Origin of the sequence: Paenimyroides tangerinum (assembly GCF_003865405.1) — a bacterium.
In the GTDB taxonomy this organism is placed as follows: domain Bacteria; phylum Bacteroidota; class Bacteroidia; order Flavobacteriales; family Flavobacteriaceae; genus Flavobacterium; species Flavobacterium tangerinum.
In genome coordinates, this window is record NZ_RQVQ01000022.1 from 44,894 (window position 1) to 60,411 (window position 15,518).

Annotated in this window: 21 protein-coding genes; 10 read left to right on the forward strand and 11 right to left on the reverse strand. The window is 32.2% G+C overall.

Annotated elements, in window-relative coordinates:
• Positions 1-20: 20 nt before the first annotated feature.
• The 10 genes from traN to EG240_RS10690 all read left to right on the forward strand — a co-directional run bounded on the left by traN (position 21) and on the right by EG240_RS10690 (position 7,754).
• Positions 21-914, forward strand: coding sequence for a conjugative transposon protein TraN (gene traN, locus EG240_RS10645; RefSeq protein WP_125019380.1), 894 nt, complete (start codon positions 21-23; stop codon positions 912-914).
• A gap of 26 nt (positions 915-940) precedes the next feature.
• Positions 941-1,501 carry a conjugal transfer protein TraO gene (locus EG240_RS10650; RefSeq protein WP_125019381.1) on the forward strand — a complete coding sequence of 187 codons (561 nt, stop codon included), beginning with the start codon at positions 941-943 and terminating at the stop codon, positions 1,499-1,501.
• A 13-nt stretch (positions 1,502-1,514) separates the two neighbouring features.
• Positions 1,515-1,964 (forward strand): DUF3872 domain-containing protein, encoded by a 450-nt coding sequence (locus EG240_RS10655; RefSeq protein ID WP_125019382.1) that lies wholly within the window; start codon positions 1,515-1,517, stop codon positions 1,962-1,964.
• Positions 1,965-2,234: 270 nt separating this feature from the next.
• Positions 2,235-2,627: a hypothetical protein gene (locus EG240_RS10660; RefSeq protein ID WP_125019383.1), complete on the forward strand. Its 393-nt coding sequence runs from the start codon at positions 2,235-2,237 to the stop codon at positions 2,625-2,627.
• 70 nt (positions 2,628-2,697) lie between these two features.
• On the forward strand, positions 2,698-3,909 hold the full coding sequence (locus tag EG240_RS10665; protein WP_125019384.1) for a retropepsin-like aspartic protease: 1,212 nt from the start codon (positions 2,698-2,700) through the stop codon (positions 3,907-3,909).
• A 513-nt stretch (positions 3,910-4,422) separates the two neighbouring features.
• On the forward strand, positions 4,423-5,976 hold the full coding sequence (locus tag EG240_RS10670; RefSeq protein WP_125019385.1) for a hypothetical protein: 1,554 nt from the start codon (positions 4,423-4,425) through the stop codon (positions 5,974-5,976).
• Between the two features lie 12 nt (positions 5,977-5,988).
• The gene (locus EG240_RS10675) at positions 5,989-6,438 is read left to right on the forward strand and encodes a hypothetical protein (protein WP_125019386.1); all 450 of its coding nucleotides are present in this window, start codon (positions 5,989-5,991) and stop codon (positions 6,436-6,438) included.
• A gap of 72 nt (positions 6,439-6,510) precedes the next feature.
• Positions 6,511-6,972: a hypothetical protein gene (locus tag EG240_RS10680; protein ID WP_125019387.1), complete on the forward strand. Its 462-nt coding sequence runs from the start codon at positions 6,511-6,513 to the stop codon at positions 6,970-6,972.
• A 193-nt stretch (positions 6,973-7,165) separates the two neighbouring features.
• Positions 7,166-7,474 (forward strand): helix-turn-helix domain-containing protein, encoded by a 309-nt coding sequence (locus tag EG240_RS10685; protein WP_125019388.1) that lies wholly within the window; start codon positions 7,166-7,168, stop codon positions 7,472-7,474.
• Complete coding sequence (locus EG240_RS10690) at positions 7,458-7,754, forward strand: helix-turn-helix domain-containing protein (protein WP_125019389.1); 297 nt, start codon at positions 7,458-7,460, stop codon at positions 7,752-7,754. The genes EG240_RS10685 and EG240_RS10690 overlap by 17 nt, the downstream gene beginning before the upstream one ends.
• Positions 7,755-7,826: 72 nt before the next feature.
• Here EG240_RS10690 and EG240_RS10695 read toward each other — a convergent pair whose 3' ends face one another.
• From EG240_RS10695 to EG240_RS10745, 11 genes are read right to left on the reverse strand one after another with little or no spacing between them, the layout of a single operon-like run.
• Positions 7,827-8,600: a hypothetical protein gene (locus tag EG240_RS10695; protein ID WP_125019390.1), complete on the reverse strand. Its 774-nt coding sequence runs from the start codon at positions 8,598-8,600 to the stop codon at positions 7,827-7,829.
• 17 nt (positions 8,601-8,617) lie between these two features.
• Complete coding sequence (locus tag EG240_RS10700; RefSeq protein ID WP_125019391.1) at positions 8,618-9,517, reverse strand: hypothetical protein; 900 nt, start codon at positions 9,515-9,517, stop codon at positions 8,618-8,620.
• The gene (locus EG240_RS10705; protein WP_125019392.1) at positions 9,507-10,007 is read right to left on the reverse strand and encodes a hypothetical protein; all 501 of its coding nucleotides are present in this window, start codon (positions 10,005-10,007) and stop codon (positions 9,507-9,509) included. Before EG240_RS10705 ends, EG240_RS10700 begins: the two co-directional genes overlap by 11 nt.
• A complete protein-coding gene (locus tag EG240_RS10710) occupies positions 9,997-10,506 on the reverse strand; it encodes a hypothetical protein (RefSeq protein ID WP_125019393.1) in 510 nt (169 codons plus the stop codon). The genes EG240_RS10705 and EG240_RS10710 overlap by 11 nt, the downstream gene beginning before the upstream one ends.
• The gene (locus EG240_RS10715; RefSeq protein ID WP_125019394.1) at positions 10,496-10,972 is read right to left on the reverse strand and encodes a hypothetical protein; all 477 of its coding nucleotides are present in this window, start codon (positions 10,970-10,972) and stop codon (positions 10,496-10,498) included. Before EG240_RS10715 ends, EG240_RS10710 begins: the two co-directional genes overlap by 11 nt.
• Positions 10,969-11,481 carry a hypothetical protein gene (locus tag EG240_RS10720; RefSeq protein WP_125019395.1) on the reverse strand — a complete coding sequence of 171 codons (513 nt, stop codon included), beginning with the start codon at positions 11,479-11,481 and terminating at the stop codon, positions 10,969-10,971. Before EG240_RS10720 ends, EG240_RS10715 begins: the two co-directional genes overlap by 4 nt.
• Positions 11,482-11,490: 9 nt before the next feature.
• On the reverse strand, positions 11,491-12,003 hold the full coding sequence (locus EG240_RS10725; RefSeq protein WP_125019396.1) for a hypothetical protein: 513 nt from the start codon (positions 12,001-12,003) through the stop codon (positions 11,491-11,493).
• Entirely contained in the window at positions 11,993-12,592 is a 600-nt protein-coding gene (locus EG240_RS10730; protein ID WP_125019397.1) for a hypothetical protein, read from the reverse strand. Before EG240_RS10730 ends, EG240_RS10725 begins: the two co-directional genes overlap by 11 nt.
• The gene (locus tag EG240_RS10735; protein WP_125019398.1) at positions 12,589-13,488 is read right to left on the reverse strand and encodes a hypothetical protein; all 900 of its coding nucleotides are present in this window, start codon (positions 13,486-13,488) and stop codon (positions 12,589-12,591) included. Before EG240_RS10735 ends, EG240_RS10730 begins: the two co-directional genes overlap by 4 nt.
• Positions 13,485-14,210 (reverse strand): hypothetical protein, encoded by a 726-nt coding sequence (locus tag EG240_RS10740; RefSeq protein WP_125019399.1) that lies wholly within the window; start codon positions 14,208-14,210, stop codon positions 13,485-13,487. The genes EG240_RS10735 and EG240_RS10740 overlap by 4 nt, the downstream gene beginning before the upstream one ends.
• A gap of 9 nt (positions 14,211-14,219) precedes the next feature.
• Positions 14,220-15,344, reverse strand: coding sequence for a leucine-rich repeat domain-containing protein (locus EG240_RS10745; protein WP_125019400.1), 1,125 nt, complete (start codon positions 15,342-15,344; stop codon positions 14,220-14,222).
• Positions 15,345-15,518 lie beyond the last annotated feature (174 nt).

Sequence of the window (15,518 nt, forward strand, 5' to 3'; positions counted from 1 at the left end):
GAACTCAAATAAATAAAACAATGAAAAATCATTTAAAAACCTTTTGGGCATTTGCCCTTATACTCGGCTTCGCCGTACAATCTTATGCTCAGGACAGTATAAGAACCAAACTTGAATTAGGCACGATAGAACCCTATAAAATGGAAGTGACTTATGATAAGACTTCGCACCTGATTTTCCCGACCGCCATTCGTTATGTGGATTTGGGAAGCGAATATCTGATTGCCGGAAAAGCAGAAGATGCGGAAAATGTATTGCGTGTAAAAGCAACAGTTAGGGACTTTGAAACCGAAACCAATTTTTCAGTCATTACCAATGACGGGCGTTTTTACAGCTTTAATGTGTATTACAGTGGATATCCCGAAGCGTTGAGCTATGACCTGTTAACGATGCAAAAAGCAGTTGATAAAGCCAATGGGAACGATGTACTTTTCGAAGAGCTGGGTAACAATTCTCCGTCATTGGCAGGTTTGCTGTTGGAGACCATTTACAAGAAGGACAAACGCATTGTAAAGCATATCGGGGCTAAGAGCTTCGGTATTCAGTTCATACTGAAAGGTATTTATATACACAACGGCAAATACTATTTCCATACGGAATTGAGAAACCGTACCAATGTACCGTTTCAGATTGATTTTGTCAATTTCAAAGTGGTCGATAAAAAGGTTGCCAAGCGTACCGTAGTACAGGAACGCCCGATGATACCGCTTCGTACTTACAAGCCATTGGATGAGATTGGCGGAAAATTGACAGAGCAAAATGTGTTTCTCTTAGACCAGTTTACCATTGCCGATGACAAGGTGCTGTTGATTGAAATTTTCGAGAAAAACGGTGGCAGGCATCAAACACTTCAGGTGGAAAATTCGGATTTAATCAAAGCTCGTTTGATAAACGATATGCACCTGAAATTTTAATAACCTTTTAAAACAAGAACAATAAAATGAAAAAGTATATCTATACCGTGATGCTCATAATCCTGGGCATCACAACCAGTCAGGCACAACGAATGTTGCCTAAACAAAAAGGATTGGAAGTAAATGTTGGTGTATTGTCCGATGATAAGATCGGGAATGATTATTACGTCAATATCGGTATGACCGTGAACGGTAAAAATGGTAACTACCAACTTTGGGCGTTGGAATACACGCATCAGTACCACGACTACAAAAATCTCCGCATACCACAGGAAACTTATACTGCCGAAGGTGGTTACAGTTTATTCCTGTTAGGCGATGCCCGTAAAAACATTGCACTGAATGCAGCTATAACAGGCGTAGTGGGTTATGAAACCATTAACAGTGGTGAAGCAATGTTGTATGACGGAGCCAAGATTTTGAATGAAGACAACTTCATTTACGGAGCTGGTGGAAGGCTCGCTTTTGAAACCTACCTGTCCGACCGTTTTGTATTAGTCCTGCAAGGACGTACAAAGGTAGTATGGGGTACGGATATGAAACAGTTCCGACCATCAGCAGGTGTAGGATTAAGGTTTAACTTTTAAAAACATAAAAATAATGACTTCATTTATTAATATTTTCAGAATAGGATTACTGCCGATATACTTTATATTGGCAATCCTCACAGCTTCGGTTTCTTTGGTATCTTGTAGCAAAGATGATGACCTCGAAATACAGAACGATTTTCCTTTTGAGGTAAACGTAATGCCCGTACCCAAAGATGTTGCCGATGGGCAGACGGTAGAAATACGCATTACCATACAACGAACAGGGAACTACACGAACACACAGTATTTTCTTCGCTATTTTCAGTTTGACGGTACTGGAACATTGCAGTATTACAATGAACCACCGTATTTGCCTAATGACCTATATCCGTTGCCAACGGAACAGTTTTGGCTGTATTATACTTCGGCATCAACGGTATCACAATCCTTTGAAGTTTGGATTTCAGACAGCTTCGGGAATGAAAAGCAATTAAGCTTTCAGTTTAATAGTAGTGATTAAGAAGAATAAGAAAGTGAAATATGTAAAAGGAACGCTATTATTTTTATAGCGTTCCTTTTTATTGCTTAATAATTACCAATACAATTAATAAAGGATCAATAAATATTCCTTAAATAAGGAGTTATATCTATTAAAATTATTATAAAATTCTATATTACAGTTGTTTCTAACTATTTTTTTTCTTTGATTAAAGAAAATTTTATTAAATTTGAGTTCATCATTAGTAGCTACGATGATTAAATATTGTTTAACGATTAAATATTTTAAATTATGAGTAAAGTACCGTTTAATCAAGAAGGTCTGGATAAAAAAAGAGAAGAAATTACATCATTACCAGAAGACCAATTGAGAGCACAATTAAAGGAAATAAGATTCAATACCAGAAAATGGACTATTGAAAACTTTGAATTGAATGAAGATCAACTGGATTATTTTAATCAAATGCCAGATGAGATGGTCGCACAATTAGGACTTAATACTGCTATTTGTTTTGATTATGACTTAAAACTTACGTTAGAGGTTCCCGATGTATCATCACAGGCAACAGCAAGAATCCGAATCTGTAAGAATACAGATGTAAGAGGTCAAGTCAGAGGACATTGGTCAGAAGGTGAAAGTCCTAAAATTGACTCTTGGAGTGTTACCGTAGGATTTTCATTTTAATTAACTTTGATGAAAAAGAAATTGATTATTCTTAAATTCGAATAATCAATTTCTTTTTTAAATTTTCATTATGAAAAAAACAGCAAAATATATTTTAGTTTCTTTAGCCTTTTTATTATTTCATACAACTTTTTTGTATGGCCAAAATTCTTTGAGTGCAAACCAAGGATATGTGGAGCCACAAAAATATCTAACAATGATCCCTTATAAGCAAGTTAAAGGAAAACTTATAGTAGAAGTAATTATCAATAACAAAATTAGAAAATTTATCCTCGATACCGGAGCTTCAACGGTTATTTCAGAAAATTTATATAAAGAAATTAATCCAAAATTATTAGGAAGAGTAGAAGTAATTGACCAGTCAGGTTTAAAAGATACGCTAAATGTAGTTTCATTATCAGAAACAAAGATTAACGAGCTTGCTTTTAAAGATATTCCTGCTTTAGTTTCAAAAGAAGCTAAAATGCTTTTTGAATGTTTTGATGTAGATGGTCTTATAGGAAGTAATTTACTTCGTAATTCAGTGGTGCAGTTTGATTCTAAAAACAAAACCATTACATTGTCTGACAACTCTAAATCATTGAATTTAAAAAAGAAAGATGCAAATGAAATGGAATTAAGCCCTAATCAGAGCAATCCATTTATTTGGATAAAACTTAAAAAAGGAAAATCTTTTGCTAATGAAAAAATTTTATTTGATACAGGTGATGACGGTTTATATCTAATGTCTATTAATGCTTACAAGCATATCATTGGTAAAAAGTTAGATGTAATTGAAACTATAGCCGAAAATGAAGGGGCTTTTTCGGCAGGTTTGCACGGAACAGCAGAAAAATTAACTAATTATGCTGTCAGTATTCCGACAGTAGAGGTTGATGGTTTAAAGTTGAATAATATGACAGTAAAAACATCTTATACAACTTCAAGATTCGGTTCAGAAATTTTGAAATATGGAAAAGTGACATTAGACTATAAAAACAAAAAATTCTATATAGAACCTTATGATGGTTCTTCCGAAATAAATGTAGCTGAAGGAATATGGGCTATTGATCCTATTATTGAAAATGAAAAAGCAGTAATAGGGATTGTCTGGGATAAAACGCTAGAAAATAAAGTAAATGTAGGGGACGAAATTTTAAAATTTGATAACATTGATTATCAAAATATGGACTTTTGTGAGATCGTAAAATCTAATAATAAAGTTAATAAAAAAACTGCACTACTTGTTTTGAAAGATATAAAAACAGGAGAAATAAAAAGTATTGAAATAAAGAAATTGTAGTACAAATTCTTATTCATTTTGATGTTTGGATTTTGAACAGCTTCGGGAACGAAAGCAGATAAGTTTTCAGCTTTACAATAACGACTAGTAGAAACTAATATATTAACAAAAAAAGGAACACTATTAAAATAATAGTGTTCCTTTTTTTACAAAGCAATAACTCAAATATTATATTTTAAAATTAATTATATTCATTGTTTAGAGATTTTTAAATTTTGATTAAAACGCTTTTTTATAGCTTTATACGCATAAATATTTTTATTAAATAATTCTTTAACAAAAGAAATATTTTTTAATTTTGTATTAATTAATTTAAACATAATTATACATGAAAACAATTCAATATTGTATTGGAGTTTTTTATTACTACTAACAATGGTTAGTTGCCAACAAGATGATTTATTAAATGAAACCGGAGATGGGTCTTTTAATAATGAGGTTAATTCTAAATCAAGAATAGCAGAAGGAATTATTCCTTTTACTGTGGAGAATGTTCAAAAGGCCTTACCTACAGTGCTGCAATACTACAGCGAAAATCGACCAGAGGTTGCTAAACGTTTCGGAAACTACAAGGTAAATACAACACATGTTTACTATAAATTTACTCCACAGGATAGCTTACAACAAGCTGCTTTAATGGAAAATGAAGACCAATTTCAACTTACAACACATGCTTTCGAATTTACACCCGTTGAAAGAACAGAAGACGCAAAAGATGACGAAATTCCTGTATTCTATGCTTTGGTTGAAACAGATATCAGAATTCCGGATGTGCCATATGAGGTAATAGCCAACTTACATTTTACAGATGAGGATAAATTGGAAGATGCTCCTCATAACTATGATGAAGTAGAGTTTAAACAAAATCTTATGTATGAAACCCGAAAAATTGCTGGTCATTTAGACGATGAGGAACTTGCAGAAGGCTATATGAATTACCGTGAAGGGTTTGAAGAAGATAAAGCACAAAAAGGTAATGTATCAACTAGAGGTTTGTTTGGTAAAAAATGGAGACCATCAGGAAATATCCGTGTAGAAGAAGATATAGTTCGCTCGAATAATAGTAGTAGAAACCATTTTGAGCCAGTAAAACGTGCTCGTGTAAATGTTTTGAAATGGGGATGGTTACAAGTTGAACATGGAACTACAGATAATAACGGAAATTTTACAACAGGAACAACCTATACTAAAAATGTGCATTATAAAGTAAAGTTTAAGCACGATTATGTAACTGTTAAAGAAGGTAATTTTTATAATACGGCTGATTATTTTTCAGGAAGTCATAAAAGAGCTCCTTTAAATATTACCTTTGTAAATAATGCAGCTTTGTCTCATTATCAGTTTTTTGCATTGATACATAATGCTTCATACGATTATTATAGCCGTTGTTTAAGCCAATATGGGCTTCATAATCCCGGAAATTTAAACATTACAGCTTTATACAATGGTTCTGGCTCTAATTCTGGTGCACAATGGTATCCTTTTAACTCTGCTATAAGAGTTTCAAGATCAGGAGGCGGTGTATACCGTGGTAGTGATGGTATCTATGCGACAACAGTACATGAATTGACACATAATGGTCATAGAAAAATGGATCCTGGAATGTTCAGCCTTTTTCACCTTTCAAGTAAAACCAGATTATTAATGACCGAATCATGGGCAGAGGGCGTAGAGACTATATTGACTAATGAACGTTACCTTACAATATATAGCACAAATGGGTATGGAAGATATACAGCAACAAGAACATCAAATACTATTAATAATTTAACCAGAGGTTGGAATGGAAATAAGCAATTTGAAAAAATTCAAGAGATGGATGAATATACGCCATTAGTGATAGATTTAGTTGATAATCTTAATCAAAACACCTTAAACAATGCCAATAACCTACCTGTAGATAGAGTATCAGGCTATACATTAAGCCAAATTCAAGCAGCACTAAAAGGGTCAAGAAATCTTAATGAATGGAGAGATAAATTGGTAAATAACTATAACAATCCTACGGAACAGTTTATTGATGATGTATTTGACTATGCTCAATTTGTAAGAAATAATAATTTATAAAAAATATTTAAAATGATAAGAAATTTGATTTATTTAGTTTGTTTTAGTTTTTTCTTGAGCTGTAATGTTGAACAAGATCAATATTTGTATAAGGTCAATTTCAAGAATACATCTAACACGCCTTTTCATTTGCTTGTATTAGGAGATACATTAAATCGTTCTGAACCAGCAAATGACACATTGATTAATGTATTGCTGAACAAAGGTGAAATTTCTCCATATTTTTCTTATAAATCTCATTTTTTTGAGGGGTTTAAATATGAACTAACTTACGTTAAAGTTCAATTTACTAATGAAAACAAAGGTTATGTCTGTACTAAAAGTACACCCTCAAGTGATTTATGTTTTATGACAAAAAGCAGCCCTATATACTCGACGGGTGAAGTTTTTATAGGTAATGATAAGATTTATTCTTATGAAATTACCCAAGAAGATTACGAAAACGCTCATGTATTGCCATAGTGTTTAATTAGACAAAAGGGTTGCAAAATCAAAAATCTCGTAACCTTTTTATCCCTTAATCAATCTAAATTTATGAAAAATGTACTATTAATATTACCTGTTTTATTCTGTGTAAGTTGTACTACAGAAGAGCCTACACAACAATACACCACTGCTATTAGAAATACATCTGATAAACCTTTAAAAATCTTAATTTTAGGTAATGGCGAAAACCGTAACACACCTGTTTATGACACTTTAGTTAATACTACATTAAATGCCGGTGATGTTATTTTAAAAAGCAGCTATAAAACACCTAGTTTTGCAGGATTTCACAATGGTATTTATAGTATTGACATATACTATACAAAAATATCTTTTTTAGATAACAATAAAGGTTATATATGTGAAAAAGACAGCTTAAACAACCTATGTTTTCATAATAAAGTTAGTTTAACAGAAGCTTATTATGAGCATGATTTCACTTTTGAAAATGGCATATATTATTATGATATAACTCAAAAAGACTACGAAAACGCTCACGTATTACCTTAATATTTTCTGAAAACATTTATACCTCGTTAGAGAAATTATACCGAGAATGATAAAATCGGATAACCAAAAAGGTTATCCGATTTTTTTGTTAGTAAACTGCCAAACACTGCCTTTCAAAGCCAATGACTACAACATTATGCATTCTCTTAGAAAGCCTTTCTAAATTGAACTTTCATTGAAAAATTAAACAGAAATGGAAGTTATTGCAATACAAAAATCCATACTTGAAGGACTGACAAATGAGTTAAAAACACTTTTGGAACTGACCGAAAATACAACGAAGAAATACACACCAATTTTCAAGGAGGAGAAATGGCTCGACAACCAGGAAGTGTGCCTGATGCTGGGTATTACCAAAAGAAGCCTACAGACCTATAAAGACAAGGGCTTGTTGCCTTATTCCAAACTGAAGCGCAAGAATTATTTTAAACTTTCGGATGTACAGGCTTTGCTTAGAGCCGGACAGCCGTATAATACTAATGACAATGGATCTATTGACTAATGAAGCTGAAGAAATCATCGCTTATCAAGAAATGATAATACAGTTACGAAGCCGTATCGAAGAAATACTGAAAAACTATCGTCCTGTAATGAACGGCGAGATTTACCTGTCGGGCGAGGATGTATGCAAACTGTTACACATCAGTAAAAGAACATTACAGCAATACCGTGATGATAATATTCTGCCTTATATTCAGATAGGGGGCAAAATAATTTATAAGGAAAGTGATATTATAAATGTTTTGGAAGAAAATTATATAGCAAAAGGGAGTTTAATATGAAGGATAAGAGAAAGGTAATCAAATTGAATTGATTACCTTTTTATGAATTGCCTAACTAGTTTCTGCACAACTTTACAAATAATTATTCTCTACCAGCCAGGCCGTAATACGTTTTAGTGTAAGTGCATTAGGATCTATAGCTGATGTGTGGAAATCAACTTTCTCTTTTTGTAGAATTGATACAACTTTCCTTACATTATCACGAGCTGTAAAAAGTTCAAAATTCTGTGCATTGTTACCACCTGCAAAGCTCACTCTGGCAATCATAACGCCATCGGGTACAAAAAATTCGTACATATCCACGCCGTTTACCTGTCCCGTATGGTTAAAGAATCCGATTTGCTCACCACCTTGCTCAATCGTCTTACCCTCTCTTAGCTCAATCGGTCCTCTTTTATTCCTTGAAACAAGCATGTAATTAACTACCGTTCTCGGTGTCACACCCTTGGATGCGATCAGGTCAGCTACCTTATCAGCGTTCAGGCTGTCTCCCTCCACAACCTGTCCTTTTCCGATCAGGTTTGCAAATCCTTTCTCCATTCCCAAAGTAGGAATGCGGAATATTCCTACCTGATTGGTCGGTACAAAAGTAAAACGGTAATACATACCCATATTGTCATTGGGATCGCTTTGATATTCGGTACTTAATACCGCAATTACCAACTTCTCACCATTCATAGAATACAGGTTGAAATTTTTGGTAAGTCCAAGGTTTTCTTTCTGTACTTCTACCTTTGCGACGGTTTTGCCGTCAACGCTTATCATGTTCTTTTTGTATTCAACTTTCTGTGCCGACATAGAAATGGTGATGCAAAGCACAGTCATCAATGTAAAAATTTGTTTCATTTGTAGATATATTGGGGTTATTTCTTATTGTAATAGATTATCAGCAAATCTTTTTCGGTAATGGGTTGATAGGTATTTACTTCTGCTCCTACAATGTTTTTGTTTCGTAGCTTCTTAAATCTGAATTTCTCTTTTTTGATAATATCAACAGCCTGAACGTATTTTTCTTTTTTGTAATCAACACCAAGCAGCATAATTCCCTCCAATGCCAACAGGTTGACTTTGCTGTCATAATCAATTCCATTATTGTAATTGTTCAGATAATCAGTTACCGCTTTTTCTTTGGATGAAATTTCTATAATTTCCGGTCTTCCCAATCCACAGATGCCAAAGATTTGAATGTATTTATTCTCTGTTGGATGTTTTTGGTCATATTTAAACTTACCCAATAGTAATTCGGTTTTGGTTTTAGTGTTTACGGAATTTGAATTGAGTACGGCAAACAGATTGATCTGGTTTTCTATCAAATAGATTCTTTTGTCTTTTGATGTCTGAAAATGTTGAAACAAATCCTGCGTTTTGGCTTCTGCAAAAATGGCATTCCAGATAGAATCTTTTTCCTGTTTATTTAAAACATAAGTATTTTTATGGATTGGCGGAATAGATGATTCTGGTTCTGGGTATTTACCATTCAAAGTTGAAATGATATTGACGAACGAATCTTTTGCTACCACAAGCGAATTCTGCCCGAAAGCGATATCTGATAAACTGTCCGAAGGATTCTTCAGATTTAAAATAGTTTTTCCGAAGTTCGGACAACAAGCACAATTTACCTGACAGCAAATATGACTATGAGCACAATCGCGTGAAGACAATCGAAGTTTATCTTCAAAATTTATGGAATCATTCTGCCCGAAACTAAAATGCGACAGGGAAAGAAGGATAAGCAATGTGAGTATGTATAGTTTATTCTGCATTATTCATTTTAATTTTTATGAGTTCGTTGATTGAGGTTTGAGAACCATAATAAAATCCTTTTCCTATATAATCTACTTCAAAAGTTCCGTCCTCCTTGTTTCTGTATATATGCAAGTTAGGCGTATTAAAAGAAAACATAATTTTCTTACTGAAATCATATTTTATATATGGCAATGATGATGAAACAAGATAAAACATATAAATTTTATCCTCTTTTTGAGAACTAAAAACAATTGTAGGAAAAGACGGAGCTGCCCACCACTCGTGATCCGCTTTCAATATTAAAGAGTTTGAAGACAAGTCAGTTTCAAAATGTATTTTGTTGAATTTACTGCGATCCGTTTGAGAATAGAATACTTCAATATGCTCAACAGAAATATCCTTATCAAAAGTTATTTTTAGATTTATTAATCCACCATCATTAGTCTGCCCGAAAGCAAAATACGATAGAGAGACAAGAATAAGGATTATGTATAGTTTATTCTGCATTATTCATTTCAATTTTTATGAGTTCGTTGATTGAGGTTCGGGAACCATAATAAAATCCTTTTCCTATATAATCTACTTCAAAAGCTCCATTCTCCTTGTTTCTGTATATATGAACGTTAGGCGTATTAAAAGAGAATAGAATTTTCTTGTTGAATTTATCTTCTACATAAGGTGGCGAATATGATGAAACGAGATAAAACATAAAAATTTTGTCTTTCTGCGGATAACTAAAAACAATTATTGGAAATGAAGGAGCAGCCCACCAATGATGATAACCTTTAATATTCAAAGTGTTATCGGTATTGTCTTTAGTGTAGTACATATTTTTAAAATCACTGCCATCATCTTTTACGTAGTACACGTCAATATCCTTTATTGAAATTTCCTTATCAAAAATTATTTTGAGATTTATTGTTCCGCTGCCGTTAGTTTGCCCGAAAGCGAAATGCGACAGGGAAAGGGAAAGGAGGAAAAGGATTATGTATGCTTTAGTTTTCATAGCTATGTGTTTTGAAAAAAGAATGAGTCCTATTAAATTTTGCTTTTTGCTTACCTGCTTTAAATTTTTTGAAAATGATTTCTGTATAAGACTCTTCTACAGGTTTTTCGGTGTGCATTAATTCAATTTCGTTCGTCTTTTTGTTTTTTCTGTAAATAATCGTTCTTAAACCGTTCTGATGAATTGCAGAACAAGGTCTGCTAAATTGTTTTGTCAATACAAGTTTATTTCTATTGCCGATTTGAACAAACTCACTATCGTTAGGAATTTCTAATAAGCTGAAATCTTGTATATAATATTCTAAATCTATTTTCCCAAAATCTTGGTCTTCAATAAAAAAACGATATTCATATTTTATCGTATCTACTTGTTCCAAAGCTATACGATAACGACAAACCGGTCCCTGCCCGAAAGCAAAATGTGATAGAGAAGTAAGGAAAAGGATTATGTATGCTTTAGTTTTCATTTTATGATGGATATATTATTATAATTAGAAGAATCTTTTATATCAATGAAAGTTTCAGATGTCCTTTTGCCTTTCTTGAATTTACTAAACTCTATTTTCATTCCGCATCTTGGATTTGCTATATCTGCATACATTAAGTCTATTTTACCCGTTTTTTTCTTTTTTCTAATTGCTATTACAGTTAATGGTCTATCATTAGGAACAACAAAGTTTACAAGCCAACTATCCACAAATAAAGTGTTACCTTTTTCTGATTTTAAATAGAAAGATCTTTCTCTGCCGGAAAAATTTGGAGCATACATATTTCTGTCCCATCCATAAAGCTCAATGGATTTTTTAATATCCTGAAAATTGGGTTTCTCAGGTTCATTTAAAAGAATGAATTTATAATCATATAATTCGCTGTTTACTTTTCTGATAGAAATATCAAAATGACAATCTGGACTTTGCCCGAAAGCAAAATGCGATAGAGAAATAAGGATAAGGAATATGGATAGTTTAGTTTTCATTGTTTAGACTTATTTCTTTTGAACAATTATTTCTACAGGTTTGTATAGTCTCCTGCCACTGTATGTATGATAATCTTCGTTATGATAATTTCCGCACAAATGAAATTTATCTACTTCGTAGAGTTTAATAAGTTTATAATAGGGAAGATGATATTTTGAAGTATTTCCAGTTTCTTCGATTTTTAAATAATAATCTTCAACAGAAAAATTAACACCACAGACCCATACATAATTATCTTTTGCAAACGGATATCTTATTTCTTTTGCATTTTCAAAATTGTTATACTCGGTGCTAGATTTTTCAGGATTTTGCCAGAATACAATTTCATTGTCATTTCTGTCCAAAACATTATTTCCCTCACTATCTACAATTGTGACTTTTAAATTTGGTATGTTATTTAAATTTTCTTTTTCGTGAATAGTAACTACTATGATTGATGCAAAATCATAAGCACAATGTTGCCCGAAAGCGAAATGCGACAGGGAGATAAGGAAAAGGAATGTGAGTAATTTAGTTTTCATCTTGTAATTCTAATTTAACGAGTTTGTTCATTCTTCTTAATTCGTATTCGTCTTTTCTTCGTTTATGTACAGATTTATCTGCTTTTACTTCAATGATTTCATAAGGAGAGGAAATCTTTAATTTACCGCCTGCTATATATCCATTTAAGAACTCTGAAAGAGCAATCGTTCCTAAATCATACTTTTGAAAACTTCCTTTTGCATTTTCAAAATAAACAGGAACCAACTTAAAGAATTTTCTTTTTTCATTATTTCGTAAATCGTGTTCTAAATTTACTTTTAGATAAATTTCGGGACACTGTACATAATGTATATCACTTTGACCACCAATGCTACCATATCCTATGGTTATCGTGTATTCATTTTTGGAAGTGTCAAATTTTAGTTTGCTACCGTTATAACTTGCTAAAGCATAATAACTGTCTTCGTACAATATTTCAAAATCTAATAGTTTACTTTGTTTTTGGTCTTTTATATCAGTTATATCTACTTTGAATTTAACCTCAAAGCTCCAAAAAATACCGTCCTGCCCGAAAGCGAAATGCGACAGCGAAATAAGGAAAATGGTTATGTATAGTTTAGATTTCATTTGATTTGAGATACTATTGATTTTAATTTACTATCGTTAATGTTGGGGTTTATGGTTTCGTAATTTTCATTCATCTGATAACGAAGCTGTTTATAGATTTTTTCATACTTGGGTAATTCATTGTAGTTGTACTCTTTCATATAATAAATTAGTTCTGTGAGATAAACAAAAGAATTTTCTTTTAGCTCAGCTCTGTCATTGTCCTTTTCATTTTTACTTCTAAAGTATAAGTCAAAACTATCTCCACAATGCTGTTTCAGAAAAGCTATCAATTTATTGGTTTTATTGAAATATTTAAACAAATCCACTTTTTGGCGGTATTTGTTATTTGGATCGTTATAAGCGTAAAATTTATTCTTTTCTGTCTCCAAAATGGAATTTATCGTTTCCAATGCTTTATCGTAATCTTTTTTCAAGGCATAAATTTTGAAAAAGTAAAATTCGATTTCTGTTTCCCAATCTTTTGAAACAGGAATGTTCCTTTTTATATAGATCAAGTCTTCATATGCCTTGTCTAACTGTAAAGTACTTCCATAAAAAAGCATTCTTAACAGATAAAAATCGAATGGATTAAGTTGGATTTTTTTTGATATAAAGGCATTATCATAAATCATTTCAAAATCTTCATTATACTCTTTACAATCTATTTTTTCACAGGTTATGACATTTGGATAATGTCTAAAGACATCATTGAACTGCTCGTTACCTTTATCTCTCATTAACAAAGCCACTTTCATACCTAATCTTTCCCAAATCAGGTCATAATTCAAAGAATCCGTTTTTAGCTGTTCTGTGATTTTTTCAATTTTTTCGGGATAAAACCAAGCCGGGTCTGGTTGCCCGAAAGCGAAATGCGACAAGGAAATAAAGAATAGTAATGTGAGTAGTTTTCTCATTTTCTTTCAGTTTCGTTAATGTAATTAATGAGTCTTTTTGATGGTTCGGTTCTGTTATAATCAAAACCCGAATCATAGTGTACATATGGAGAAATCCGTAGCAGTTCTTTGTCATTTACTTTATATAGTAAATTCAATGCTTCGTCTTTTAATCCTTTTTTTAATTTTATCTGTGCCAACCTTAATCTTGATGCGTGGATAAACCTTAACCTATTATCTTGAATTTTTAAGCCTTCTATAAATGTAAAAATACCCTCCGCTTTTTCGGTTTCATTAATTGCCTGAAGCCACTTGGCTTCTGCGTACTTTACTTCTAAATTTTCAAATGAAATGGTATCATTCAGCTCAATATTTAATAGCTCAAAGCCTTTGGCTACCTTTTTAAAAAAATCGGGTTGTCTGGAATAGTTGAATGATCCGAGTAATTCCCATTCGTTATCCGTTTTTTTATTAAAATCAGCCTGTTTCAAATTAATTGGATGTACAACAAAATCAATACGATACCTATCAACATCTATCCCCTCTTTATCCAGATAGCCCATTGTAATTATAAGAAGTGATGCTTTGAATTTCGCAGGATCAATCTCATCTAATGTGTGATTTTCTATGTATTCGATAGCAGGATAAAATTCCACGTACATAAAATACTCCTCGGGTCCAATACGTTGAGCATTCACGTTGAGGAAAGAGCATATTGAAATTAAAAGTATCAGATTTTTCATTTTGTGCCGTTATTTTACAAGTTTTCCGTTATTAGAAATATCTCTTTTTGAACCTTTACTTTCAAGGTCAATTTTTAAATAATCATTGTATTTAATGTATAATTTGGGAAGTTTTTCAAGTTTTTCTATTGGTTTAATAGTTTTTATTCCCGTAGAAGAAATAGATAATCCTTGTTTTAGATTTAAGTTTTTAAGGTCAAATTCTTCCAATGCAGGAAGTGCCGTTAATGATAAATATTCCAAGCCTTTACAAGAATAAACGGCATCAATATTTTTCAATTTTGGATTATCGAAAATTCCAATATTCTTAATGCTTGTATTTCCTTTAAAATCAACATCTAATCTCTCCAAGTTGGTAGTCGCAATCCGGATATATTCAAGATTTTGATAGATTGTCAGATTGGAAACGGATAGAATATTTCCACTAATTAAAATTTGTTTTAAATCCTTGGATAAATAATCAGGGAACTCTTTTAACTCATCAGGTATGGTTATTTCCACTCCACCTAATTTTTTTAAAGTGTTCAGATTTGTAAAATCTAAATTATTGTGGACACCATTTAATTTTATATGTGAAATTTGCACCTTTGGGTTGAAGGTTGGAAATGCTTTTAAGCTACTGCAATCAATGGTAACAAATCTTAAACTTTCTATGTTTTTCAGAGCATCAATATTGTTGATGTTCTTGGAATATTCAATATGAAGTGTTTCTAAACCGTTAAAATCTCTAAAGCTCTTTGGTATTTTAGTTCCTGCAAAATTGTGAATACTAATTTCTTTCGCATTTTTAAATCCTTTTATGTTGGATAAGTCTGTTGTAATGTCATTACAGGAAAAATAGACTTTGTTTATACTGTCAAAAACTATGGTATTAAATTCTTTTGGAAAAGTTTTAGTATGAATCTTAAAGGAAAGTTCTTTGTGATTTCTCAGCAAAGCAAGTTTAGAAAAATCGGTAGTTGTTTCATCAATGATTATTGATAAAAGGTAAGTACTTGGATATTGCCGATTTAGACTTGCGTCATTCTCAAGCAAACGGTCTAAATTGACTGATTGTCTTATATATCCCGGTTGCCCGAAAGCCATTCCCGATAAGAAGATAAACGATATTAGTATAAAAAGTTTGTGTTTCATAGAGGATTAATTTTAATGAGCGAACTAAAAGAGGGCAATGTTCCATAGTCATAACCGACATTTTGATTTTCATCAACTTTTATGTAATATCGAGCCTTACGGTCATCCAACCGTTTGAATAAGATTTCCTTATCAAACCCTTTTTCAAACGTATAATCTTCGTTTATGAGATAA